Origin of the sequence: Phascolarctobacterium sp. ET69, from assembly GCF_023336935.1 — a bacterium.
Classification (GTDB): Bacteria; Bacillota; Negativicutes; order Acidaminococcales; family Acidaminococcaceae; genus Fusicatenibacter_A; species Fusicatenibacter_A intestinipullorum.
On sequence record NZ_JAMBLR010000007.1, the window covers coordinates 40,523 to 66,138 of the forward strand.

A 25,616-nucleotide genomic window follows, 5' to 3' on the forward strand; every position below is an offset into this window, starting at 1 on the left:
GCCGGACAGTATAAAATTTTGTAAAAAAAGATAAAAAATAGTTTTGGCGTAAAAACAGGCCGCGAAATTATGCTGGCACAGTGTAATAAAATAGTGTATTATAAATTAAGATTGCAAAAAGGCAGGTGCGTTATGGATTTTACTGTAATAATACTTGTGTTTATAATAATTTTACAGCTGGCGATAATTTTTATGCTGTACCGCAGCCGTGCCGGTGCTGTTGATGAAAAAGATCTTGCTGAACTTGTGCGGCATTTTGAAGCAACCGAACGGCGCATGTATGAAGGCCTGCGCGATTTGCGCAGCGAACAGGCAACTCTTGCCCGTGCAGCGCGTATGGAAAACCAGTCTGCGGCAGACCGCTTATCGGAACAGTTGGACAAGCGGTTTGACAGAATAGGCGAGAGTACCGAAAAAAATTTAGAGCAGATACGCATTATTGTGGATGAAAAGTTAAATTCTACTTTGGAACGCAGGCTTGGCGAAAGTTTCAGCCTTGTAAGCCGCAGGCTTGAAGAAGTACACCGCGGGCTTGGTGAAATGCAGAGCCTTGCCGGCGGAATAGGCGATTTAAAACGCATTTTAAGCAATGTTAAAAACCGCGGCATCTGGGGCGAAATGCAGCTGAAAATACTTTTGCAGGATATGCTGGCGCCGGAGCAGTATGCCGAAAATGTTGCCGTAAAGCCGGGCGCTTCCGAGCGGGTGGAATTTGCCCTTAAATTGCCGGGAAAAAGCGAACAGACCGTATGGCTGCCGGTAGACGCCAAGTTTCCGCAGGAAGATTACCAGAGGCTTTTGGCGGCGCGTGAAAATGCCGATGCCGCAGCGGCGGAAACAGCGTTAAAGCAGCTTGAAAAACGCTTTAAAAGCGAAGCTGCCGATATTAACAGTAAATATATCTGCCCGCCTTACAGCACTGATTTTGCGGTTATGTACCTGCCGACAGAAGGGCTTTTTGCTGAAGCGGTAAACATTACCGGGCTGCTGGAAGAACTGCAGCGCAAATACCGTGTCTGTGTTGCAGGGCCTACAACTCTGGCGGCACTTTTAAACAGCTTGCAGGTTGGTTTCCGCACTTTGGCCATAGAAAAACGTACCGGTGAAGTATGGCGCATTATTGCAGGAGTTAAGCAGGATTTTGCCGTGTTTGCAGCGCTGCTTGACAAAACACGCAAAAAATTGCAGGAAGCAAGCGGGCATATTGAAGCTGCTGAACGCCGCAGCCGTGTAATTAATAAAAAACTTTATGAAGCGGAAAGTTTTGAAACAGATTTGAAGATGCCGGAACAAAATGAAAATGACTTGTTCAGCGATAAAAATTAATTTTAAATACGCTTAAAATAATTTTTAAATGTTTTAGAGAAGCAATGACGCACAAAAATAAAAAGGCAGCCTTAAAAGCTGCCTTTTTATTTTTGTATTCAGTTGTTTTTGGTTTCGGTTTTAAGCGGCGTTTCAAAATAAACGCTGGTGCTCGGGAAAGCACAGGAAGCGCCGTTTTCTTCCAGTATTTTCATAATATCAAGGTTAATCTGCTCGCGGGCAGCCAAAAAGCCTTTGGTATCGCTGGCTTTGGTGTAACATACAATAAAAATGTTCAGGCTGCTGTCTGCATAATCGCGGAAGTAAACCATAACCGTGTCGCTGTAAACAAGCTCACTGTTTGTAAGGTAGGTGCGTATATTTTCTACCAGTTTTTGCATCTGGTCATGCGTTGTATCGTAGGTAACACCCAGCAAAAACTCAATGCGGCGTTTTTCGCGCTTGGTGTAGTTAATAATTGGCGTGTTGGAAAGCAGTGAGTTTGGAACATACACAAGTTCCTGCGGAAAAGTGCGTATGCAGGTGCTGCGGAAGGTAATTTTTTCAACGGTGCCTTCCACGCCGTTGGCAGAAATCCAGTCGCCTACTTTAAAGGGTTTGTCAACAATAATTACAAAGCTGCCGAATACGTTTGCCAAAGCATCTTTGGCGGCAAAGGCAAGTGCTAAAGAGCCGATACTTAAACTTGCCAGAAGGCCGCTCATGTCGTAATTCCATTCCTTGGCAATCATTAAGGTGGCAATAACAACAATTAAAATGCGGAACATTGTGGAGAGAATGTTGGCAAGAGAATCCTCGATATTAATTTCGGCGCGTGTTAAAATTTTCAGTGCAATGCCGTGCGTAATGTCGCTGATATTGTAAATGCCCCAAAAGATGGCAATAATAAAGCTGCTGCGCAGGAATTTATCAATGGCAGGATGGTCGGTAACAAAAGTAATGGGCGAGCAGTTTAAGGCAGCATAAACGCCGAGGATAAAAAGAAAAATATGTATTGGTTTGGCGAAAGCGTCTAAAATATCGCCGCCGTACTCAAAAGACATTTTGTTGTTTAAAAGCTGCAAAAAACGGAGAATTACGGTACGGTAAAGATATCTTATCAGCATAAAACCGCAGAAAACCAGAAACGGCTTTGCCCACGGCGTTAAAATTTCAATAATTTGTTCCATATAAGCTCCTTTTAACAAGTTTATTTATAAATATTTTATCATTTTGGCAGATTAAAAACAATAATTCACAAAAGTTACAAATAAAGCAGTGCGGATTATGTTATAATATTGGCAGTAATTAACATAAGGAGGCAGGGTATGGAATATTTCTTGGAAGCATTGGCAGCAGCCTTTATCGTTATCGTGGGGCCGCTTTTAACTCTGGTTGGGCTGCCCGGCAATACGCTGATGCTTTTGGCAGGGATAGGATTTGCCTGTTTTGATGAAGCAAAATATTTTGACGGACGTATTTTGTCTGCATTGGTGCTGATTTATGTTTTTGGTGAATTATGGGAATTTATAGTATCGTTTTTCGGTATCCGCAGGCATAAATTGCCGTGGAGCGTGGTAGGGCTTATCGGCATCGGCACGTTTATTGGTGCAGTGCTCGGCACGGGCGTATTCCCTGTGTTCGGCAGCGTGCTTGGCGGCGCCATGGGTTCGTTTGTAATGGCGTTTGTTTATGAGTATTCGCAAACGATGGACTGCGACGATGCGTTTGAACTGGCGTGGAAGGCGGCAAAGCTGCAATTTATTGCGATTATAGGCAAGGTTGTTGCGGCAGCGGCAATGGCGATACTGCTTGTAAAACAAATTTTTTTAAATACTTAAGGAGGGTATAATGAATTTTAAGTTTATACACAATAATTTTAACGTGCTCGATTTAGAAAAAAGCCTGGAGTTTTATGAAAAAGCGCTTGGGCTGAAAGAAGTTAAAAGAATGAATGCAGAGGACGGCAGCTTTATTCTTGTGTATCTTGGCGATGGGCAGACTCCGCATCAGCTTGAACTGACCTGGCTGCGTGACCGCAAAGAACCCTATAACTTAGGCGAAAACGAATTCCATCTCGCTTTTGGCGTTGATGATTACGAAGCTGCACATGCCAAACATAAAGAAATGGGCTGCATTGTTTATGAAAATCCGGAAATGGGCATTTATTTTATTACCGACCCGGATAACTACTGGCTGGAGATTGTGCCTTTAAATAAGTAAGGGACGTGAAAGTATGGCAGAATTAAAAAACATGACTGTTGTTACCAGCGGCAAACTGCGTAAAACGGCGTATGACCTGCTGGACGCCAATACCAATCTTTTGGCGTGGAAGGAAAGCGGCCGCACTCCGGCGGATGTTTTTGACGGCTGGCTGGCACAGGCAGATGCTTTATATTCTATTGGCAATATAAAAATTAACGGCGCATTGCTTGACAAAGCGCCTAATTTAAAAGTAATCGCACAGGCTTCCGTGGGTTACGATAATATTGACGTTGCGGAATGCAATGCCCGCGGCATACGTGTTGGCAATACTCCGCGCGTTCTTTCTCCTGCCGTGGCAGATTTGGCTTACGGGCTTATAATTGACAGTGCGCGCAAAATAGCGCGCGGTTGGCAGCATGTTGCAAGCGGCAAATGGGGCGAGCGCAAGGGCCTTGGCTTTGGCGTGGACCTTGCAGGCAAAACTTTGGGTATTGTAGGCATGGGCGATATAGGCAGCAGGGTGGTAAAACGTGCTTTGGCAAGCGATATGCGCGTTATTTACCATAACCGGCACCGCCGCAGTGATGATGCCGCATTGGGGGCTGCATATGTAAGCTTTGAAGAACTGCTGCAAACATCTGATTTTGTACTTGTTACCGTGCCGCTTACTAAGGAAACGGAAGGCATGTTTGGCAAAAAGCAGTTTGAAGCCATGAAGCAGGGTGCTCGTTTTATTAATATTGCCAGAGGCAAAATTGTGGATACGGAAGCGCTTTATGATGCGCTGAGCAGCGGGCATATTGCTTATGCCGCGCTTGACGTTACCGACCCCGAACCATTGCCCGGTACGCATAAACTGCTGACGCTTGATAATATTACGGTTACGCCGCATATTGCAAGTTCAACAGTTGAAACGCGAGATGCTATGGCAAAGCTGGCAGCGGAAAATATTCTGGCAGGATTAAACGGAGAACCGATGCCTGCGGAAGTAAAAGCATAAAGCAATAAAGGCAATAAAAAACACGAAGCAGATTAATGCTTCGTGTTTTTAGTTTATTTTGGCAGTTCAGTTAAGTAATCAAACGATGAACCGTCGTCAAAAGCTACATTTGTTAAATAAGCATTCCATTTTACTTTGCTTAAATCGCTGCTGATAACCGTGGCGTCTTCTTTTACATACGGGTTAAGTTCAAAATCGAATTTATATAATTTGCTGCTGCCGTTTTTTAAAACTGCATTGCTGGCAAAGCTGCCGCTGTAAAAAATTTTGCCGTCATCATCGTAAAGCTCCAGCATACCGGCTATATAATTAACGTTTTTGTCGGAGGTGTTGGTAAGGTTTACTTCGGTTTCAAGCATGCGGATAATGGCTGAATAGTGTACGGAAGTAATTTGCAGCAGTTTTTTATCAAGTTTAACGTTGGCATCAATTTGTCCGGCAATCGGCTTGTTTAATTCTGCAAGCTTTGCCTTAACGGCTTCTTCACGTTCTTTCATAAAATCTTGCAAATTGGTTATTTCCTGCAAGCGCCACAAACCGTCGTCAAGCTGCTGCATTTTTATTTTTAAAATAAAATCCCTGCTTAATTTTTCATCGCGCAGTTTAATGCTTACAATGGCATTGCCGTCGTTGATATCGGTATTTTCTACACCTTCATATTTTAAGGAGCCAAAACCGGTACGGCTTTTTAAATTATCTACAATTTCCGCTCCGTTTTCGTTGCCGGCGGGAATTGATTTCTGCACTTCGGCGTCGCCTTCAGGCTTGTCGCCGTGAATAATGTAGCTGCGGGTTTCGCTTGTTAAAAGCGGAACTGCCAGGCCTTTAATGCCCTTTACAATGGCAACGATAATAGGATTGGCATCTTTGTCGGAACCGAAGGTAACGGCAACAACATCGTCATATGCTTTGCTGTACAGATTATCCATATCGACATGCTTTTCAAAAGTTTTTAAATCATGCTGGCGTACTGCATCGGCTATAAGCGCAATGGAATGCTGCGGTGTTTTCAGCCAGTAAAAAAAATACCAGCCGCTTGTTAAAATTGCAAGCGCCGCCAGTACGGCAACAATTTTTTTAAATTTATTCTTCAAAAAAGACCCTCCTAAATAAAAACTTTTAGTCCTGAAAATATTATACTACTAAAGTATGCTAATGCAATATTTTTGTGAAATTATTTGAAGTCTAAAATGTTAATTTTATAAAGTAATTAAGAAGAATGAATGAGTACATAATTAGAGTTAATAAAATAAAAAAGAGCCGTTATAAAACGGCTCTAAATTTTTTAGTTGGTCGGGGCGGCGAGATTCGAACTCACGGCCTCTTGTACCCGAAACAAGCGCGCTACCAAACTGCGCCACGCCCCGACAGTGTGCTAATTACTGCAACAAAATGTATTATAGATAATAAGTGAGAAAATGTCAATACTTTTTTTAAAAATTTTTAACCTTCAACTACAACGCGGATGAATTTTACGTTGAATGCTTCGGCAATATGCGGCAGGCATTCGCGTTCAATGTTCGTGCGGTGCAGTTCGCTTTCGGCAACAATCATAATTCTGTCGCCGCTGAGGTTTATATTGTGTACCTTACTGATAAGACGTTTAAAATCATCTTCGCCGAGCTTTTCCCTTAATTTGGCAAGTCCTTCCATAAGGTACGGTTTTTCTTTAGACATACGTAATTCCAAAGGCGAAAAGGGAACGGTAACAACTTTGGCATCCCTTGCCAAAACAAAATCTTCTTCATGTTCGCCCGGTACTACCAGATCATCTCTCATTGTTCTTCCTCCTTTTGCTTTACTAATTAATTATAGTTTATTGTTTTAACGTAGTCAAGAGCATGGAATTTGACAAATTTATCTGAAACAAGATAAAATATTGCATCTAAAATTTAAAACTGGAGTTGATGTAATGAGTTTTTTGAACGAGTTTAAAGATTTTGCCATGCGCGGGAATGTTATGGATATGGCAATAGGTGTTGTAATAGGCGGAGCGTTTGGGCAGATTACCACCTCGCTGGTAAATAATATAATTATGCCGCCGCTCGGCATGCTTATCGGCAAGATAGATTTTTCCAATTTATTCATAGCGCTGGACGGCAAGGATTATCCTTCGCTTAAAGCTGCGGCCGACGCAGGCGCTGCCGTTCTTTCGTACGGTGTATTTATTAATACCGTAATTAACTTTTTAATAATTGCTTTGGCCGTTTTCATCGTTGTAAAACAAATTAACCGTTTCAGGCCCAAAGCCGCACCGTCACCGGCTCCGCGCCTGTGCCCATACTGCCGCCAGCCCGTGGCTGATGACGCTACCCGCTGCCCGCACTGTACTTCTTCTTTATAAAATTTGCCAATAACCGCATTAAGTTGTATAATACATATTATGGCTTAATGCGATTTTTTATATATTTAGACTGGAGGTAGATTGATGTCTGTTTATGACGTTCTTGCTGAACGCGGCTTTTTGAAACAGGTTTCGCATGAAGAAGAAATCCGTGAACTTCTTGAAAAGGAGAAAATCACGTTTTATATTGGCTTTGACCCGACAGCTGACAGCCTGCATGTCGGCCACTTTATTGCTTTAATGGCAATGAGCCATATGCAGAAGGCAGGGCACCGCCCGATTGTGCTTTTGGGCGGCGGTACCGGCATGGTTGGCGACCCGAGCGGTAAGGATGAAATGCGCAAAATGCTTACGCCGGAATTTATTGCCCATAACATTGCCTGCTTTAAAAAGCAAATGTCACGCTTTATTGATTTTTCGGATGATAAGGCAATAATGGTTAATAATGCCGACTGGCTGCTTGACCTTAATTACATTAAACTTCTGCGTGAAGTTGGCGTACATTTTTCCGTTAACAGAATGCTGACGGCAGAATGTTTTAAAAAACGCCTGGAGCGCGGGTTGTCCTTCTTTGAATTTAACTATATGATTATGCAGGCTTATGATTTCTGGACGCTGAACAAAAAATACGGCTGCATAATGGAAATGGGCGGCGATGACCAGTGGTCCAACATGTTGGCCGGTGTGGAACTTATCCGCCGCAAGGAACAGAAACCTGCTTTCTGCATGACCTGCAAGCTTTTAACTACAAGCGACGGCAGAAAAATGGGCAAAACGGAAAAAGGCGCTTTATGGCTCGACCCGGAAAAAACATCTCCGTATGATTTTTACCAGTACTGGCGTAATGTTGACGACAGCGACGTGGAAAACTGCCTCGCACTTTTAACATTTTTACCCATGGACGAAGTACGCCGCCTTGGCAGCCTGAAAGATTCTGCAATTAACGAGGCTAAAAAAGTTCTTGCTTATGAAGTTACCAAACTTGTTCATGGCGAAGAAGAAGCCGAAAAAGCCAAACAGGCTGCTGAAGCGTTGTTCGGCGGCGGCGGTGCCATGACTGATGTGCCTACCGTTAACCTGACGGCAGAACAGGCAAATGCCAAACTGATAGATGTGCTTACGGCAGCAAAGGTATTTTCCAGCAAACGCGAAGCACGCCAGATGGTGCAGCAGGGAGGCCTGTATATTGGCGATACTGCTGTAAGTGATGCGGAAATGCAGCTCAGCCCGGAAATGTTTGACGCCGATAAGAGCCTCTTGGTACGCAAAGGCAAAAAGAAATATTACCGTTTACTTATTGATTGATGCAGTTTGACAATAAAATAAATTAAGGCTGCTTTAAAATGCAGCCTTAATTTTTGAAAACTTGGAGACCTTATGAAACAAAAACTTACTTTTATGGAAATATTGCCAATCGGCCTGATGCTTTTTGCTTCGTTCTTCGGTGCCGGCAATTTAATTTTCCCGCCGGCGCTGGGACAGTCGGCAGGCGTTAACTTTTTGCCGGCAGCGGCCGGTTTTTGTACAACCGGCGTAGGCATTCCGCTTTTGGGCATTATTGCCATTGGCCTTTTGCGCGCTTCTAACCCGGAAGCACTGGCTTTGCCGGTACATCCCAAATTTGCCAAGGCGCTTATTGTTGTAACGGTACTTACAATCGGACCGTTTTTTGCAATTCCGCGTACTGGCGCAGTATCTTTTGATGTAGGCATTTTGCCGTTTATTTCCGCAGAAAATTATGATTTGGGACTGGCATTATATTCTCTGTTCTTTTTTGTGGTAACGTATTTTCTTTCCGTTAATCCTTCCAAAATTGTAGACTGGGTAGGCAAAATTTTAACGCCGCTGCTTTTAATCAGCATTGCCATTCTGGTTGTGCAGGTATTTATGAATCCTATGGGCGAACCTCAGCAGGCCGGCGGTTATTATGCTTCCATGCCGTACTTGAAGGGCTTCCAAGAAGGCTATTATACAATGGACCTTTTGGCAACGATGCTGTTCGGCACGGTTGTTATTGATTCCATTAAGGTGCGCGGCATTTCCGAAGGCAGCGTGCTGACCCGTACCTGCATTATGGCCGGCATTATTGCGGCTGTGCTGTTGGCGGCAATTTATGTTTCGCTTACTTATACCGGCGCAACAAGCGTGTCTGTGTTTGGCGTATCCGATAACGGCGCAATAGCGCTTTCGAGCATTGCCAATTATTATATGGGCACTGCCGGCAATGTGGTTTTGTGCCTGATGATTTTCTTTGCCTGCCTTACAACAAGCATTGGCCTTACGGTATCGGCAGGTTCCTATCTGGAACAGGTGCTGAAATACAAAATGCAGTATCAGCGCATAGCTGCCATTATCTGCATCTTCAGCTTTGCGGTATCCAATGTTGGCTTAACCAAAATAATTTCCTTGTCGGTGCCGGTGCTGTGCCTGCTTTATCCTATTGTTATTGTGCTGGTAATGATGGCTTTTATGCCGGTTAAGCGTGCTTGCGTGTACCGTTCAACGCTGGCGTTTACAATAGTTTTTGCCATTATTGACGGCCTGAATGCAGCAGGTGTGCCGATGAAAACGGCAGAAGCGCTTTTTAAGGATGTAATACCGTTTTACAGCGCCGGTTTTGGCTGGTTTGTTCCTTCAATTGTCGGGCTGGTGGTTGGCATTTTGTACAGTGTGGCCGTTAAACCGGGTAAAAATTAAAACTTAAAGTTTTCCGCAGTTGTAATCTTTGCAGCTGCGGATTTTTTATTTGTTTTGCCAAAAGGAATTTTTTACGCGGATGTGGTACAATAAAAGTAAATAATAAAAGGCTGCGGGGTGAAAGTAGTGTATATTACCAAACTTTATCTTGAAAATTTCCGCTGTTACGATAAATTTGAAATTGATTTTGACAAAGAGCTTACGGTTATTGTAGCCGAAAACGGACAGGGCAAAACCGCTATTCTTGATGCGGTTGCCATAGCTATGGGACCGTATTTGTCCTGCTTTTCGGACGGTAAGGCGCGTAATATTCACGAAACGGACGTGCGCCAGACTGTGGAAACGGCAAGCAAAAGCCAGCTGGAAATTTTGCGTATGAAAAGCCAGTATCCGGTTGTTATTGGCGCAGAAGGCGATGTTGAAGGCAGGCATATAAAATGGCAGCGTGAGCTGAACAACGCCAAGGGGCGCACCACTATGCAGCATGCAAAAATGCTGAGCAGTTATGGCAAACGTATGGTGGAAGCCCTGCGCGCGAAAGACGACAACGAAGTTGTGCTGCCGGTAATTGCTTATTATGGAACTGGGCGTATCTGGAAGGACAGCAAGCTGCGCAATACTATTAAAAATATTGATTTGGAGCGCAGCAGCGGCTATATGGATTGCCTGGAATCGACGTCATCTTACGCTAATTTTGGGCATTGGGTAAAATACGCCATTATGAGCGCGGTAGAGATAGAAAGAATTATTGCCGAAAAACATTTAACGGAGAAAAACCCTTACCGCGAAGTTTTTAAAGCCGTAGAGCAGGCTATTGTAACCTGTATAGGCAGCATGGGCTGGACCGATATCGACTACAGCTTTGTAAGGCAGAATCTGGTGCTTAAACATAAAACGCGCGGCATTCTGCCGATAGAAGCACTTAGCGACGGTGCAAGAAGCGTTATCAGCATGGTTGCCGATTTAAGCTACCGCATGGTGCGGCTGAACCCTGATTTAGGCATTAATGCTGTTTTAAAAACTCCCGGCATCGTGCTTATTGACGAAGTGGATATGCACCTGCATCCTTCCTGGCAGCAGACTGTTTTATATGATTTGCGCAAGGCGTTTCCGCTGGTGCAGTTCATTGTTACAACGCACAGCCCGCAGGTGCTTACAACGGTACCGCCTCAATCAATCCGCGCGCTGCGCTGGAACAACGATTTGATAGATATTTACCAGCCTGATTTTTCGCTTGGCGCGGCAAGCTACCAGCTGCTGAAGGATATTCAGAATGTAGATGCAAGGCCGCAGTGCGTGCCGGTTGTAAAAGAATTAAAACGGTATCTTGATTTGGTGTCGGAAGACAAATGGGACTGCCCCGAAGCGCTTGAACTGCGCAAGAGCCTTGATAAATGGGCGGCAGGGCGCGAACCGGCGCTTTTGCGTGCGGATATGGATATAAGAATGCGTTCCTTCAGGAGAAAGCAGCATGAAAAGAATATTTAAGTCGCCGCAGGCACCGGAAGGGCTGCGGAAGTTTGCCGAAGAAAACCCGTATGAAACATGGGAACGCTTTCGCCGTGCAAACCGCCGCGGCTACCGCGAAGTAAAAAAACAGCTTTTAAAAGACCAGCACGGGCTTTGCGCCTACTGCGAAATTAATATTACTTTTGCCGATGAGGAAGGCGAGGTTGACGACTTCCGCGTGGAGCATTTTTATCCCAAAAGCGAGACGGATTTTGCCGTGCATAACTACCACCTTGACTGGCAGAATTTGCTGGGGGTTTGCCATGGCGGCAGCCAGCCGAATGTGGAAGATGCGGAGGAACGTTTTTCGAAGCGCAAAATAGACCGCAGCTGCGATGTGCCGAAAGGCGGCAAGCCTATTAACGAGCGTATTTTAAACCCGCTGGAAATACCGGCGGACGTGCGTATTTACCGTTATGCCGCGCATACCGGGCGCATGATTGTTGATGAAGATACCTGCCCGCCGGAGCTGGTGCGCAAGGCACGAAATACTATCCGCGAACTGAACCTTAACGCACCGCGTTTAATGCGTATGCGCCGCGAAGCCGTAATGATGCTGGAGGACGAAATAGAAAATGCCCTTGCGGCAGGCGAAGATATGGAAGAATTTTTAAATGTGCTTGCAGAAAGTTTCCTGCTGCCGGACGATAGCGGCAACTGTCAGGCGTTCTTTTCGTTAATACGCTGGTTTTTAGGCCCGGCTGCGGAAAATGTTTTAAGCAAATACGGTTATGCAATTTAATAAAATCCTGCTGCAACAGGCAGGATTTTTGTTTTAAAAATAGAAAATATATAAATCGTGAAAATATGCTGACGGGGAGAGATAAAATGGAACTTAGTAAAAAAGCTTTTAAAGCATATGATATACGCGGTATTGTTCCGGGTGAGGTAAATGCCGAACTGGCTTACAGAGTTGGCCGTGTTTTTGCAGCCATGTTTGCTGCGGAAACCGCCGTTGTTGGGCATGACATCCGCCTGACGGGGCCGGAGCTTGCCAATGCCGTTGCAGATGGTCTGCGTGACGGCGGCTGCACCGTTTATGATATCGGCGAGTGCGGTACGGAGATGGTTTATTACGCTACGGCGCATTTAAATACCGACGGCGGTATTATGGTAACTGCCAGCCATAACCCGGCTGATTACAACGGCATGAAGCTGGTGCGCAGCGGAGCAAGGCCTGTTTCTTCCGATACCGGACTGATGGATATCGGCAGAATGGCAACGGAAGAAGGAGAGTTTCCGCATCTTGTTGTTGCAGGCAAAGAACGCGGCAAACTGATAAAAAAAGACATTATGCCCGATTATATTGAGCATCTTTTAAGCTATATTGATGTAAAAAATCTTAAGCCGTTAAAGATTGTTGCCAATCCCGGCAACGGCGGCGCTGGCCCGGTGCTTGCCAAACTGGCGGAACATCTGCCGTTTGAATTTATAAAAATAAACGAAACTCCGGACGGAAGTTTCCCCAACGGCGTGCCGAACCCGCTTTTAGAGCATAACCGTGCCGTTACTGCCGATAAGGTAGTTGCAGAAAAAGCAGACCTTGGCATTGCATGGGACGGCGATTTTGACCGTTGCTTCTTTTTTGACGAAAAGGGCGAATTTATAGAAGGCTATTACATTGTAGGCCTTTTGGCGGCGGCGTTTTTGAAGAAACTGCCGGGCAGCAAAATTATGTATGACCCGCGGCTGACATGGAGCACGGAAGAAATTATTGCCGAAAAAGGCGGCGTGCCTGTGCGCTGCAAGAGCGGGCATGCTTTTATGAAAGAGTGCATGCGCTTAAATGACGTTGTATACGGCGGCGAAATGAGCGCCCACCATTATTTCCGTGATTTTTCGTACTGCGACAGCGGCATGCTGCCGTGGCTTCTGGTAACGGAGCTGATGTGCTGCGAAGGCAAAAAACTTTCGGAGCTTGTCGGCGAGAGAATGGAAAAATTCCCGTGCAGCGGTGAAATTAACCGCAAGGTTGAAAACAGCAAAGCCGTACTGGCCGCCATTGAAGAAAAATATGGCGACGGTAAAATTGACAAACTGGACGGGCTCAGCATTGAATATGACAACTGGCGCTTTAACGTAAGGGTTTCCAACACGGAACCGGTAATGCGCTTAAATGTGGAAACACGCGGCGACAAAGAGCTTTTGAAAGAAAAAACCGAAGAAATTCTGGCCGTTATCGGCGGAGAAGAAGCATAAGGAGCGAATAAAATGACAACAATTAAACCTGTACGCAGGGCAGTAATACCGGCAGCCGGGCTTGGCACACGCTTTTTGCCGGCGACCAAAGCCACGCCGAAAGAAATGCTGCCGATAGTTGATAAGCCGACTATTCAGTATATTATCGAAGAAGCACTGGCTTCCGGCATTGAAGATATTATTATTATCAGCGGCAAGAGCAAACGCGCCATTGAGGACCATTTTGACCGCAATATGGAACTGGAAATGAGCCTTGAAGCCTCCGGCAAGTTTGAACAGCTGGAAATGGTGCGCCGTATTTCGGAAATTAACCTGCATTATATCCGCCAGAAAGAGCCGCGCGGACTTGGCCACGCTATTTTATGCGCACGCCGTTTTATCGGCGACGAGCCGTTTGCGGTGCTTTTGGGCGACGATGTTGTTGACAGCGAAAAACCAGCCTTAAAACAGCTTATAGATGTTTATGACCGCCGCGGCTTCAGTGTTTTGGGCGTACAGGAAGTTGCGCCGGAAAAAGTATCCAGCTACGGCATTATTGACGGTGCGCCGACGGAAGAAGCACGCACTTATACCGTAAAAGATATGGTGGAAAAACCTGCGCAGGAAGAAGCGCCTTCACGCCTGGCGGTTTTGGGGCGTTACATTATCACTCCTGAAATTTTTGACATTCTGGAAAATACGCCTCCGGGACGCGGAAATGAAATTCAGCTGACGGACGCACTGCGCGTTTTGGCAAAACAGCAGCCGATGTATGCTTATAATTTTGAGGGCCGCCGTTATGATGTAGGCGACAAACAGGGATTTATTGAAGCAACTGTTGAATATGCTCTTAAACGCCCGGAAATGCGCGGCAAGCTGCTGGAATATTTAAAACATATTGTTGATGCAAACAAGGAGTAACGGCATGAATGTTTTGGTTACAGGCGGCGCCGGTTATATCGGCTCGCATGTTGTTAATGTACTGAAAAAAGAACAGGGGTTTACTCCCATAGTATATGATAATTTTTCTACCGGGCATCCGGAAGCCGTAAGCGATGACGTGCAGCTTGTGGAAGGCGATATCCGTGATGTGCAGTTTTTAAAGCATATTATGGCGCAGTTTGAAATTGACGCCGTTATTCATTTTGCGGCAAGCAGCCTTGTTGGCGAAAGCATGAGCGACCCGGCGAAATATTATGTAAACAACGTGGAAGGCTCGCTGCATTTATTGCAGGCCATGAAAGAAGCCGGTGTAGATTATATTGTATTTTCTTCAACGGCAGCGGTGTACGGCGAACCGGAAAAAACGCCGATTTGCGAAGATTTTCCGACTCAGCCTACCAATGTTTACGGGCGCACAAAACTTGTTATTGAAGGCATGCTGAAAGATTATGCCATGGCGTATGATATGCGCTACGTTGCACTGCGTTATTTTAATGCTGCCGGTGCATCGCTTACGGCGGATATCGGCGAAGACCATCATCCGGAAACGCATTTAATTCCATTGATTTTAAAAACTGCCCAGGGTGTGCGCGACAAAGTAGCGATTTTCGGCACGGATTATCCGACTCCGGACGGAACATGCCTGCGCGATTACATTCATGTGGAAGATTTGGCAACTGCCCATGTATTGGCGCTTAAGCATCTGGTAAACGGCGGTGAAAGCAGAATTTACAATCTTGGCAGCGAAGAAGGCTTCAGCGTGCGTGAGATTATTGAAACTGCCAAAAAAGTAACCGGCGTTGATTTTACCGTAACTGAAGAAGCACGCCGCAGCGGCGACCCTGCCGTTCTGGTGGCAAGTTCTGCCAAAATAAAAGCGGAACTTGGCTGGCAGCCGCAGCACAGCACGGTTGAAGAAATTATCAAATCGGCATGGAAGTGGCATCAAAGTCATCCGTACGGCTATAACGGCTAAATAAAATTACCTGCATAACACAGGCATCTTAACGGTGCTTGTGTTATTTTTTGCTTTGCAGGCAGGTAAATTTTTGATATAATAGCAATTCGAGAACACAAGGAAACAGAGGATGTATTATGCAGCTTGTTGTTGATAATTTGGCAAAAAGCTTCGGCGTAAAAACAATTTTTAAAAACGTCAGCTTTATGATAGATAAAGGTGAAAAAATCGGGCTTGTCGGTGTTAACGGCAGCGGCAAATCAACACTTTTGCACTGCCTGCTGCAAAATGGATACAGCGACAGCGGCAGCGTGCGCTTTGAAGCAGGCACGCGCGTCGGTTACGTGGAGCAGGGTTTCGGCAATATCGGCAGCGGCAGCCTGTGGCAGTTTATGATGAATTCCTGCCCTGAAATTCCTGAAATGCGCAGCCGCCTGCAAAAGCTGGAAGCACAGGCCGCAGATTTAAAACCGGGCGAAGAACTTGATAAAGTTCTTGATGAATATGCGTCTGTAACGCGCCGTTATGAATATATAGACGGTTACAATTACGAAACACGCATTAAAATAGTTTTAAACGGCCTTGGATTTACGGAAGAAGTATGGGATAAACCGGCGCAGAATTTTTCCGGCGGGCAGAAAACACGTATTCTTTTGGCTGCGGCGCTGGTAAAAAGCCCGGATTTTCTGATTCTGGACGAACCGACCAACCATCTGGATATCCGAATGACGGAATGGCTGGAAAAATATTTGCAGGATTTTAAGGGCGGTCTTTTAATCGTCAGCCATGACAGAAAGTTTTTGGATAATGTCGCTACCCGCATTTTGGAAATGGAAGGCGGGCATCTGCAGTCGTTTAAAGGCAATTACACCAAATACATGGCGCAGAAAGAAATACAGACGGCGACGCTGGAAGCTGCCTATGCTGCCCAGCAGGATTATATTGCCAGAACGGAAGCCTACATCCGCCGTTTTAAGGCGGGCATAAAAAGCAAAATGGCACGTGGTCGCCAGTCGCAGCTTGACAGGCTGGAACGCATGGAAGCGCCGGTGCATAACGAAGAATTTGAGCTTAAACTGCCGCCTGCTCCGGAATCGGCCGAGCGCGTGCTGATTTTGGATGATTTAACGGTGGGCTACAAGGATAATGTGCTTGTAAAGGATATCAGCCTTGTGCTGCGCCGCGGCGAAAAAGCAGCTTTAATCGGGCCTAACGGCAGCGGCAAATCAACGCTTTTAAAAACCGTGCTTGGCGAAATAGCGCCGCTTAAAGGCAAAGCGCAAACAGGCAACCGTGTTAAAGTCGGTTATTTTTCGCAAAGTTATGAAAGGCTTGACGAAAAACAAACCGTGCTGGATAATTTTTTAACGGAATATGGCATGGATGACGGATATGCACGCTCTTTGCTGGGCGGTATGTTGTTTCATGGCGATGATGTTTTTAAAGAAATAGGAACGCTGTCCGGCGGACAAAAAGCAAGGCTGGTGCTGTTAAAACTGGTGCTTGACGGAGCTAATTTTTTAATTTTGGACGAGCCTACCAACCATCTGGATATTTTGGCGCGCGAAACTCTGGAAGCTGCTCTGGAGGCCTTTGACGGCACGCTTCTGGTTGTAAGCCATGACCGCTACTTTATCGGTGAAATTGCCGGGCGCATCTGGGAAATTGAAAACCATACATTGCAGGATTACAAAGGCGATTATGAATATTACCTTGCAGAAAAGGAAAAACGTAAGGCTGCAGAACCTGTTCCGGCGGAACCGGTAAAAAAAGCTGCTGTACAAACAGTAAAAGAAGAACAGAAACCTGCACCGGCACAGGGCAAAAAGGCAAAGGCGCAGCGCCGTTACAGCCCCGAAGAACTTGCCAAACAGCTGCAAAAGGTGGAACTCAGCATACGCGAGCAGGAAGCCATGCTGGGCGTGCTTGAAAAACAAATGGCAGACCCTGCTAACCACGTGGATTTGGAACACAGCAAACACATTGCAGCCGAGCACGAAGCCATGCAGGCAGAAATTGACCGGCTAATGCAGCGCTGGGAAGAATTAATGCAGGCACAGGAGGAACTTGAAAATGCAGGCCAAAACTGACGAATACTATATGCAGCTTGCCATAGAAGAAGCAAAAAAAGCCGCAGAACGCGGAGAAATACCTATTGGCGCAGTGCTTGTTGCAAACGGTGAAGTTATATCGGCAGCGCATAATATGCGCGAAACCTGGCATGACGCAACGGCTCATGCTGAAATGATTACCATTATTGAAGCCTGCGCTATTCTGGAACGCTGGCGTTTAAATGACGCAACGCTTTATGTAACACTGGAGCCGTGTCCGATGTGCGCCGGAGCTATTGTAAACAGCCGCCTGAAAAGGCTTGTTTACGGCTGCCTGGATTTTAAAGCAGGCGCTGCGGAATCTATTTTTAACATTGTAAGCAATACTAACCTTAACCATGCTGTAGAAGTTACAAGCGGTGTTTGCGAAGAAGAATGTGCCGCTGTATTAAAGGATTTTTTTAAAAAGCGCCGTGAGGAAAACAAGCAGCAGAAACAAAAATAATTATGCCACTTGGCAAAAAGTAAAATTAATAGTATAATAATATAGCTGGCTTTAAATAAAATTTACAGCCGGGCTAATTAAATATGGAGAGGTGTCCGAGTGGTCGAAGGTGTTTGACTCGAAATCAAATGTACGGCAACGTACCGTGGGTTCGAATCCCACCCTCTCCGCCAGAAAATAATGCACATTTCAATTTCGTGTTGGAATGTGCTTTTTTATTTAGTTATTATTTTTATACAGATACGCAAAAGGCACAGCCGTTTATTATAGCTGTGCCTTAAGTTTATTTACCGTTTATTTTCTTTGCGGGTAAGCGTTGCTGTTTTCAAATTTGGCGGCAATAAAATCAAACGCTCCGTATTTGCGGCATTTTTCATATACATTAGTACCCATGTTATGCAAAAGGTAGTAATCAAAGTAATCAACGCCGCAGTTTGTACGTTGTTCATTAAAAATTGTTTCCAAATCTGCCGTATCTTTAAAATCACGCAGCGGCATTTTTGTGGCAAGTTCAAAGGCGCTGCGCGGATGCCGCTCAACTAGCGCTTTGCGGACGGCTTTTTCACACTGGTAACCGTGATAGGTATAGGCCGTATCGAAATAGGTAAAACCAAAATTTAAATATGCGTCGAAAAGCTGTTCTGTTTTTGCAAAATCAAAAGAAGTAACGTCATCTGCATTTAAAAGCGGAAGGCGCATGCAGCCAAAACCAAACTGATATTTTTCCATTTTCTTCATCCTTTCAACTGCTGCTTAATTTAATAAATTTTTATTTACTAAATTATAACAAGTTAAACCGCGCTTTAAGCAAGCAAAACCCCTTCAAAATTTTTTGAAGGGGTTTGTACGTTTGATTTCGAGTCAATCACTTTAATTATTCGGATTTAAAAGGCACAACATCTTTTACGGCTTCTTCAAGTGTAATTTCTTTGTCGCCGTTGTCAATGTCAATCAGTTTATACTTATCGTTGCCCATGCCAAGTTCTTTCATATAAGTAAGCTGGCGCAGGCCGTGGCGCGTTTCCATACGCGTTACCAGCGCTTTGCGGTCAGTTTCTTTCATGGCGTAAATAAGGTCCACGCTTGCCTGGTCAATGGCTAAAATATCAAGCGAGGCGAGTATGCCGACATTAGGCGTTACAACGGGTTCTGCTGCTGTTCCTTCACAGTCGCACGAAACAGACATATTGCGCATTACATTAACAAAAGCAATATTTTTGCCGAAATGGTCAACTACTGCTTTGGAGGATTCCGTCATTCTTTCCATAAATTCTTCTTTGGCAATATCCCATTGGTTGGTGGAACCAGGTGTGGTATGAATCATTGCTTTGCCGATACGTCCGTCGGCGCAGCCAATGCCAATATTTTTATCGCTGCCGCCAAAACCGCCCTGAACATGCCCTTTAAAATGGGTTAAAACAAACAGAGAATCGTAATTCAGCAAGTTTTTGCCAACATGCATTTCGGTAAACCATTTGCCGTTTTTAACAGGCAAAACTGCAGTGCCGTTTTCGTCCATAATATCAACCGGGCAAAAATTCCAGCCGTTAAGGGCAATAGTGGCGCGGTGCTTTTCGGTGGTATCACGCCCGCCTGCATAATAAGCATTGGTTTCAACTATTGCGGCTTCAGGCAAAGCCTTTTCAATTAAGTTTTTAACCCACGGGCGCGGAATAATGTTAGGCCCGTGCGGTTCGCCGGTATGCAGCTTAATTGCCGTTTTGCCGGTAAGATTTGCGCTGATGCGTTTAAAAATTTTCAGCAGGCCTTCGGCAGATAAATCTCTGGTAAAATAAACAACGGATTCAGCGCCGCTGCGTTCGGAGTAAGGAATGTAATGGTCGCCGCCAGTGCCGGGAACAGGTTTTGTTGTAGTCATGGTAAAAACCTCCTTATTAATTTTACATTATTTTTAAATTTATTATTGTTTACAGCCGTAAGATAAAACGAACTATTGTTATTTATACTTGACACAAAACTGCTGGTTGATTAGAATAATAACATAACGGCTTTATTATAAATAAACCTTTTCTTAAAAATATTATAACATTTTTAACGCCGGTTAAACGGCAGTTTTTGCTGAAATATGCAATTTTATGGGAGTGTTACTTTGGACAGCGTTAAAATAAAAGCATTTAAAACAGCTTTTCCATATACTGTACCGATTGGTGCAAGTTTTATTTTTTTAGGGGCGTCGTACGGCTTTTTAATGGTGAGCAAGGGCTTTTCACCGTTATATCCGTTTTTTATGAGCCTGCTTATTTTCGCAGGTTCAGTAGAGTTCGTTTCGGTAACGATGCTGCTTGGCAGTTTTGAACCGGTAAGTGCCTTTTTGGCAGCGTTTATGCTTAACGCAAGGCATTTGTTTTATGCCGTTTCCATGCTCAGGCCATATAATGTGCCGGGGTGGAAAAAGCTGTATCTTATTTTTGGCATGTGCGATGAAAGCTTTGCCATAAACAGCATGATAAAAGTGCCCGACGGCGTTGACCGTTCCTGGTTTATGCTTTTTGTAACGATGCTGAACCATTTTTACTGGGTTGCGGGAGCAACCTTGAGCGCCGTTGTAGGCAGCGCCATTAATTTTCCGTCCGAAGGTATCGAGTTTGTGCTGCCGGCGTTGTTTTTGGTTATTTTTGCCGAACAGTGGCTTAATGCAGACGCGCACGGTGCTGCGTTAACAGGCCTTGCTGCTTCGGTGTTGAGCCTGTTTGTTTTTGGCACGGAAAATTTTATGATACCTGCCATGCTTATGATGCTGCTTGTTTTTGCCGTTATTAAAAGGAGGGCACAGTGATGACAATGACTGTTGGGCAGAGCATAATAATGATTGCCGCTATTATTTTGGCAACCGTGCTGACCCGTTTTTTGCCCTTTATTATTTTTGGCGGCGGGCGGCCGATACCCGATTTTGTTAATTATTTAGGCAAGGTTTTACCGTTTGCCGTTACGGGTATGCTTGTGGTTTACAGCTTAAAAGACGCTCCGTTTAATGCCTGGCACGGCCTGCCGGAATTTATTTGCGCAGCAATTACTTTAGCGCTGCATTTTTGGCGCCGCAGCATGCTTATAAGCATTGTTGGCGGAACAGTGGCCTATATGTTTTTAATACAAAAAATATTTTAACTTAAAACCTCTGTTTAAAATTGTAAAACAGCAGTGGCAAAAATGCCAATGCTTAAATTTTATGAACTATATACGGATAAGGCATGATAAAATCCTGTGGTTAGATGTTTGGCTGCCGCAGGATTTTTTTATTACCTAAAGGCATGGCTGAACAGAAAAAATAAGCATTAGACGCACAAAAACGGCTTTAATATAATGATAGTAAAGATATTCAGAACAGGAGGGGGGCTTATGAACCGCAGAGAATTTTTAAAAATAAGCTGTTCAGGATTGATTACTTTATATTTAAGCGGCTGTGGGCTTAATATGCAAAGCGGACAAAATATAACATCGGCCGCAGAAACGGTTTCCGGTAAGGAAAATAGCAAGATGAAAATAACAGTAATTACCGGCAGCCCTCACAAAGCAGGTACATCCGCGCTTTTAGCCGATAAATTTATTGCCGGCGCAGAAAAGAACGGGCATAAAGTTTTTCGCTTTAATTCCGCTTTTAAAAATATTCATGCCTGCACCGGCTGTGATGCCTGCGGTATGAGCGGGCCTTGCGTACATAAAGATGATATAGAAACGGAAGCCATTCAAAAATTTATGGAAGCCGATGTTATAGCCTTGGTAAGCCCGGTATATTATTTTGCGCTGACGGCGCAGCTTAAAACGGTTATCGACAGATTTTATTCGCGAACGTACGATATAAACGGCAAACAGTCGGTACTGTTGGCAGCAGGCGGAAGTAATACGCCTTTAACAATGCGCAGCATTGCAAAACATTATGAAACGCTGGCAGGATATATGCACTGGCAGGACAGAGGCAGGGTGCTTGCTCCGGGCTGCCCGACACGCGAAGCTATAGCCAAAACAGAATATCCGCAGAAAGCATTTGAACTTGGAATGAGCTTATAAAATTGGCAAAAGAAAAAGCCTGTACATTTTTGTGTACAGGCTTCATTAATTTTTAATTATAAATCGTTAATATGCTGTTCTGTTGCTTCAAAATCTTTAATAATGGAAGCCGAAGGCTGTTTATCAAGCAGGCTTACAATAAAGATTGCCAGGCAGGAAACCGCAAAGCCCGGGATAATTTCGTACAGCCCGGTATAGGCAAAACATTCCTTCCATAAAAGTACGGTACTGCCGCCAAAGAATACGCCGGCAACCGCGCCTTTAAGCGTGGTGCGTTTCCAGAACAGGCTGAACAGCATCAGCGGGCCGAAGGAAGCGCCGAACCCTGCCCAGGCGTATGCAACAAGGTCGAGTATATAGTTGTTGGGGTTATAGGCCAGTGCCAGAGAGCAGGCTGAAACAAGAATAACGGCGATTCTGCTTACAAGCACCAGTTCTTTCTGGCTGGCGTTTTTGCGCAGCAGTGCCTGATAAAAGTCTGTGGAAATTGCAGATGCCGTAACCAGAAGCTGGCCGGAAGACGTACTCATAATTGCGCCTAAAATGGCCGATATAATGATTGCAGCCATAAAAGAGTTGAAGAACTGTTCGTTAAGAACCATGAATACGGTTTCGGCGTTAACGCCGGTAAGTGCATCGCCTAAAACAACGCGGCCCACGAGGCCAGAAGCAACGGCAAAGAACAGGGAGAAAATTACCCAAACCATGGCAATGCGTGTTGCCTGCGGAATTTCTTTAGCAGAGGTAATGCTCATAAAACGTACGAGAATATGCGGTTGGCCGAAGTAGCCAAGACCCCAGCCGATAAGTGAAGCAATGGCGGTAAAGCTGAGCGTAAGGCCGGTAGCATCGGTAAACATATTAAAATAGTTGGGGTTTAATGCATGCAGGGAACTGATTGTTTCGGCAGGCCCGCCGGCAACCATGATGCCGGTAACAGGCACTACGATAATTGCAAAAAACATCAGCGTGCCCTGGAAAAAGTCGGTGCGGCAAACCGCAAGGTAACCGCCGGTAAAGGTGTAGAAAATTACAATACCCGCTGTAATAAGCAGCGAAGAAACGTAGGAAATATCAAAAACGGTGGTGAAAAGGCGGCCGCCCGCAACGAAACCGGACGCGGTATAAATTAAAAAGAAAATAAAAATGAAAACGGCAGATACAATACGCAGAATTTTGCTGGTATCGTTAAAACGGTTTTCAAAAAAGTCCGGCAGCGTAATGGAATCGTTGGCGATTTTGGTGTAAATACGCAGGCGCTGCGCAACAAAACGCCAGTTCAGCCATGTGCCGAGCGCAAGCCCGACAGCAATCCAGAAAGCGCTTACGCCAGCAACATAAGCATAACCCGGCAGGCCCATCAGCATCCAGCCGCTCATATCCGAGGCTTCCGCGCTCATTGCCGAAACCCACGGGCCGATTTTACGCCCGCCGAGCATATAGCTCTGCATGTCGCCTGTATCCTTCATATGGTAAAGCCCGATGGCAAACAGCACAATAAAATAAAGTGCATAGGCCAGAATACTGCCTAAATCCTGTTGCATTAAAATTCCTCCCCATGTATGGTTTATGTAAATAATATATTAATTATACACTTCTTTATTGCATTAAAGCAAGCAAAATCGTTGATTGTAAAATTATATGCGGTTGACTGTACCGTGACGGTGATATATAATATTTAAGAAGTTTTGGCAGTTTTTGGACCGTGATAAATTTTTGCAGAGCTTGCTTCGTTTTGCAGTAGTGAAGATACCTGAAAGTGAAGCAGGCTCCGGTCATTTTTGGAGTGCTTTTTATGGAAATGAAAAAAGTCAGAATTCATGTTAAAAGTTATGAAAAAAACAATAACGAAAAAGCTGCCATAGAAACGGTTTCCTTTGGGCGGATGGCAGAAAAAAACGGAAAGTTTTACGTTTTTTATGATGAAACCGAAGCTGTTGGCATGCAGGGTACAAAAACCACTATAAAATGGAACTATGATAATGTGGTAATTATCCGCAGCGGCACGGTGGAATCGCGCCAGGAATTTGCCCAGGGGCTGGAGTGTATAAGCGTTTATAAAACTCCGTACATAACATTCGGTTTAAAAACAAACACAGAATATTTGTATGTTTACTGCCGTGACGGTATTTGGAACATTGAACTTGAATATATGCTGGAAATTGCCGGGCAGGAACAGAGCGAAATGAAAATAAAGATAACTATTGAGGAGGATGCGCATGGATATTAAGGAAATTTTGGCAGATGCCATAAAAAAAGCGGCGTTAAGCGCTATTGAAAAGGGAGTTGTAAAAGAAGGCGAACTGCCTGATGTACTTTTGGAAGTACCGCCTCAAAAAGAATTCGGCGATTTTGCAACTAATTTTGCCATGCAGTCCGCAAGAAGTTTAAAATGCAGCCCGAGAATTATAGCACAGGCTGTAATAGATAATTTAGATTGCGCTTATGTTGAAAAAGCAGAAATTGCAGGCCCGGGATTTATTAATTTTTACTTGAAAAATAACTGGCTGAGCGATTTGTTTGCAAACATTGTAAAAGCCGGTGAAAATTACGGCAATTTAAAAGCGCCGACAGATGAAAAAATTCAGATTGAATATGTAAGCGCCAATCCTACCGGCCCGCTGCATGTAGGCCATGGGCGCGGAGCGGCAGTTGGCAGCTCGCTTGCAAATTTAATGAAAGCAGCCGGTTACAATGTTACCCGCGAATATTACATTAATGACGCCGGAAACCAGATTAACAATCTGGCAGCATCCGTTAATGCCCGTTATCTTGAAGCTTTCGGCATTGACGTGGAATTTCCGGAAAACGGCTATCACGGTCATGACATTATAGATACGGCAGAACGCATTAAACGTATTTACGGCGACAAGTTTTTAAAAATGGAAGAAGAACAGCGCATTGAAGAATTTCGTACCATTGCGTTAAAAGAAAAACTTGCAGCGCTGAAAGAAGATTTGGAAGCGTTTAATGTTACTTATGATGTATGGTTCAGCGAGCAGACTCTGCACGACGGCAACAAAATTAAGGAAGCCTGCGATTACCTTACCGAACGCGGCTATATGTATGAAAAAGACGGCGCGCTGTGGCTGAAAGCTACCGAATACGGCGATGATAAAGACCGCGTTGTTATCCGCGATAATGGCGTGCCCACTTATTTTGCGGCAGATATTGCATACCACCGCAATAAATTCGAACGCGGCTTTGACCGTGTTATTAACCTGTGGGGGGCTGACCACCATGGTTACATTGCCCGCATGAAAGCTGCTGTCGGCGCGCTTGGCTATAACCCAGAACAGCTTGAAGTTTTGATTTTGCAGATGGTAAGCCTGTACCGCAACGGCGAACTTGTAAAAATGTCTAAACGTACCGGCCAGAGCGTTACCTTAAATGAACTGATTGAAGAAGTCGGCACCGATGCGGCAAGATTCTTCTTTGTAATGCGCAGCATTGACAGCCAGCTGGATTTTGACCTGACGCTTGCAACGGAAAAATCCAACGAAAACCCTGTTTACTATATTCAGTATGCACATGCGCGTATTTGCAGCATTTTCCGCCAGCTTAAGGAGGCCGGCATTGAAGAAGCGGCCGAAGCCGATTATACTTTGCTGACCGACCCGGCAGAAATTGAACTGATTAAAAAACTTGGCGAATATCCGGAACTTATTGCCTCGGCAGCCAAAGAGCGCGCGGTACACCGCGTTGCCCATTATGTGCATGAACTGGCAGGCTTGTTCCATTCCTTCTATAACCAGTGCCGCATTCTTGGCGTAGACCCGGAAGTGCAGCAGGCACGCATTAAACTTGTTAAAGCAACTCAGCATGTATTGCGCCATGCGCTGAACATTTTAGGCGTATCCGCACCGGAAAGAATGTAATGCAGTTAAAATAAATTA

At 44.8% G+C, this 25,616-nt stretch carries 25 protein-coding genes and 2 tRNA genes; 20 read left to right on the top strand and 7 right to left on the bottom strand.

Going from position 1 to position 25,616, the window contains the following annotated elements; all coding sequences use genetic code 11:
• Positions 1-132 precede the first annotated feature (132 nt).
• Complete coding sequence (gene rmuC, locus M3079_RS08730) at positions 133-1,326, top strand: DNA recombination protein RmuC (RefSeq protein WP_249078773.1); 1,194 nt, start codon at positions 133-135, stop codon at positions 1,324-1,326.
• Between the two features lie 98 nt (positions 1,327-1,424).
• Here the strand turns inward: rmuC and M3079_RS08735 are convergent, their stop codons facing one another.
• On the bottom strand, positions 1,425-2,495 hold the full coding sequence (locus tag M3079_RS08735) for a mechanosensitive ion channel family protein (RefSeq protein WP_021716526.1): 1,071 nt from the start codon (positions 2,493-2,495) through the stop codon (positions 1,425-1,427).
• A 138-nt stretch (positions 2,496-2,633) separates the two neighbouring features.
• Between M3079_RS08735 and M3079_RS08740 the strand changes: the two genes are divergently transcribed.
• The 3 genes from M3079_RS08740 to M3079_RS08750 are packed head-to-tail and all read left to right on the top strand — an operon-like array spanning position 2,634 to position 4,510.
• Positions 2,634-3,146, top strand: a complete 513-nt coding sequence (locus tag M3079_RS08740; RefSeq protein WP_021716525.1) for a DUF456 family protein — start codon at positions 2,634-2,636, stop codon at positions 3,144-3,146.
• A gap of 10 nt (positions 3,147-3,156) precedes the next feature.
• Positions 3,157-3,528: a VOC family protein gene (locus tag M3079_RS08745; RefSeq protein WP_249078775.1), complete on the top strand. Its 372-nt coding sequence runs from the start codon at positions 3,157-3,159 to the stop codon at positions 3,526-3,528.
• Positions 3,529-3,541: 13 nt separating this feature from the next.
• Positions 3,542-4,510 carry a D-glycerate dehydrogenase gene (locus tag M3079_RS08750; protein ID WP_249078776.1) on the top strand — a complete coding sequence of 323 codons (969 nt, stop codon included), beginning with the start codon at positions 3,542-3,544 and terminating at the stop codon, positions 4,508-4,510.
• Positions 4,511-4,563: 53 nt separating this feature from the next.
• Here the strand turns inward: M3079_RS08750 and M3079_RS08755 are convergent, their stop codons facing one another.
• The 3 genes from M3079_RS08755 to M3079_RS08765 form a co-directional block, all read right to left on the bottom strand.
• Complete coding sequence (locus M3079_RS08755; protein ID WP_249078778.1) at positions 4,564-5,604, bottom strand: hypothetical protein; 1,041 nt, start codon at positions 5,602-5,604, stop codon at positions 4,564-4,566.
• A 196-nt stretch (positions 5,605-5,800) separates the two neighbouring features.
• Positions 5,801-5,877, bottom strand: a tRNA-Pro gene (locus M3079_RS08760).
• A gap of 76 nt (positions 5,878-5,953) precedes the next feature.
• Complete coding sequence (locus M3079_RS08765; protein ID WP_021716497.1) at positions 5,954-6,289, bottom strand: hypothetical protein; 336 nt, start codon at positions 6,287-6,289, stop codon at positions 5,954-5,956.
• A 133-nt stretch (positions 6,290-6,422) separates the two neighbouring features.
• On the opposite strand from M3079_RS08765, the gene mscL reads away from it, so the two are divergent.
• The 11 genes from mscL (at position 6,423) to M3079_RS08820 (ending at position 17,867) form a co-directional block, all read left to right on the top strand.
• Entirely contained in the window at positions 6,423-6,854 is a 432-nt protein-coding gene (gene mscL / locus M3079_RS08770; RefSeq protein WP_249078780.1) for a large-conductance mechanosensitive channel protein MscL, read from the top strand.
• Positions 6,855-6,938: 84 nt separating this feature from the next.
• On the top strand, positions 6,939-8,159 hold the full coding sequence (gene tyrS, locus M3079_RS08775) for a tyrosine--tRNA ligase (RefSeq protein ID WP_021716495.1): 1,221 nt from the start codon (positions 6,939-6,941) through the stop codon (positions 8,157-8,159).
• A 72-nt stretch (positions 8,160-8,231) separates the two neighbouring features.
• Entirely contained in the window at positions 8,232-9,551 is a 1,320-nt protein-coding gene (brnQ, locus tag M3079_RS08780) for a branched-chain amino acid transport system II carrier protein (RefSeq protein ID WP_249078781.1), read from the top strand.
• A 117-nt stretch (positions 9,552-9,668) separates the two neighbouring features.
• Complete coding sequence (locus M3079_RS08785) at positions 9,669-11,039, top strand: AAA family ATPase (protein ID WP_021716493.1); 1,371 nt, start codon at positions 9,669-9,671, stop codon at positions 11,037-11,039.
• Entirely contained in the window at positions 11,023-11,802 is a 780-nt protein-coding gene (locus tag M3079_RS08790; protein WP_249078783.1) for a retron system putative HNH endonuclease, read from the top strand. Before M3079_RS08785 ends, M3079_RS08790 begins: the two co-directional genes overlap by 17 nt.
• 86 nt (positions 11,803-11,888) lie before the next feature.
• Entirely contained in the window at positions 11,889-13,259 is a 1,371-nt protein-coding gene (locus tag M3079_RS08795) for a phosphomannomutase (protein WP_249078785.1), read from the top strand.
• 12 nt (positions 13,260-13,271) lie between these two features.
• Entirely contained in the window at positions 13,272-14,159 is an 888-nt protein-coding gene (gene galU / locus M3079_RS08800; protein ID WP_283162472.1) for a UTP--glucose-1-phosphate uridylyltransferase GalU, read from the top strand.
• A gap of 4 nt (positions 14,160-14,163) precedes the next feature.
• Complete coding sequence (gene galE, locus M3079_RS08805) at positions 14,164-15,156, top strand: UDP-glucose 4-epimerase GalE (RefSeq protein ID WP_249078787.1); 993 nt, start codon at positions 14,164-14,166, stop codon at positions 15,154-15,156.
• A gap of 119 nt (positions 15,157-15,275) precedes the next feature.
• A complete protein-coding gene (locus M3079_RS08810; protein ID WP_249078789.1) occupies positions 15,276-17,228 on the top strand; it encodes an ATP-binding cassette domain-containing protein in 1,953 nt (650 codons plus the stop codon).
• Positions 17,212-17,694 (top strand): tRNA adenosine(34) deaminase TadA, encoded by a 483-nt coding sequence (tadA, locus tag M3079_RS08815; RefSeq protein ID WP_249078791.1) that lies wholly within the window; start codon positions 17,212-17,214, stop codon positions 17,692-17,694. Before M3079_RS08810 ends, tadA begins: the two co-directional genes overlap by 17 nt.
• Before the next feature lie 85 nt (positions 17,695-17,779).
• Positions 17,780-17,867: transfer RNA gene (locus M3079_RS08820), tRNA-Ser, on the top strand.
• A gap of 121 nt (positions 17,868-17,988) precedes the next feature.
• Here the strand turns inward: M3079_RS08820 and M3079_RS08825 are convergent.
• Together M3079_RS08825 and M3079_RS08830 are read right to left on the bottom strand one after the other, a co-directional pair.
• A complete protein-coding gene (locus M3079_RS08825) occupies positions 17,989-18,432 on the bottom strand; it encodes an aldo/keto reductase (RefSeq protein ID WP_249078792.1) in 444 nt (147 codons plus the stop codon).
• A 136-nt stretch (positions 18,433-18,568) separates the two neighbouring features.
• Positions 18,569-19,573 (bottom strand): DUF362 domain-containing protein, encoded by a 1,005-nt coding sequence (locus tag M3079_RS08830; protein WP_249078794.1) that lies wholly within the window; start codon positions 19,571-19,573, stop codon positions 18,569-18,571.
• 231 nt (positions 19,574-19,804) lie between these two features.
• On the opposite strand from M3079_RS08830, the gene M3079_RS08835 reads away from it, so the two are divergent.
• The 3 genes from M3079_RS08835 to M3079_RS08845 all read left to right on the top strand — a co-directional run bounded on the left by M3079_RS08835 (position 19,805) and on the right by M3079_RS08845 (position 21,720).
• Complete coding sequence (locus M3079_RS08835) at positions 19,805-20,491, top strand: AzlC family ABC transporter permease (protein ID WP_249078796.1); 687 nt, start codon at positions 19,805-19,807, stop codon at positions 20,489-20,491.
• Positions 20,491-20,820 (top strand): AzlD domain-containing protein, encoded by a 330-nt coding sequence (locus M3079_RS08840; RefSeq protein WP_021716483.1) that lies wholly within the window; start codon positions 20,491-20,493, stop codon positions 20,818-20,820. Before M3079_RS08835 ends, M3079_RS08840 begins: the two co-directional genes overlap by 1 nt.
• Positions 20,821-21,051: 231 nt before the next feature.
• Entirely contained in the window at positions 21,052-21,720 is a 669-nt protein-coding gene (locus tag M3079_RS08845; protein ID WP_249078798.1) for a flavodoxin family protein, read from the top strand.
• A 56-nt stretch (positions 21,721-21,776) separates the two neighbouring features.
• On the opposite strand, the gene putP is transcribed toward M3079_RS08845, so the two are convergent.
• Positions 21,777-23,264, bottom strand: coding sequence for a sodium/proline symporter PutP (gene putP, locus M3079_RS08850; protein WP_249078800.1), 1,488 nt, complete (start codon positions 23,262-23,264; stop codon positions 21,777-21,779).
• A gap of 251 nt (positions 23,265-23,515) precedes the next feature.
• Between putP and M3079_RS08855 the strand changes: the two genes are divergently transcribed.
• Both M3079_RS08855 and argS read left to right on the top strand, forming a co-directional pair.
• The gene (locus M3079_RS08855; protein WP_249078801.1) at positions 23,516-23,950 is read left to right on the top strand and encodes a DUF1934 domain-containing protein; all 435 of its coding nucleotides are present in this window, start codon (positions 23,516-23,518) and stop codon (positions 23,948-23,950) included.
• On the top strand, positions 23,940-25,598 hold the full coding sequence (gene argS / locus M3079_RS08860) for an arginine--tRNA ligase (protein WP_249078803.1): 1,659 nt from the start codon (positions 23,940-23,942) through the stop codon (positions 25,596-25,598). Before M3079_RS08855 ends, argS begins: the two co-directional genes overlap by 11 nt.
• The last annotated feature ends 18 nt before the right edge of the window (positions 25,599-25,616 follow it).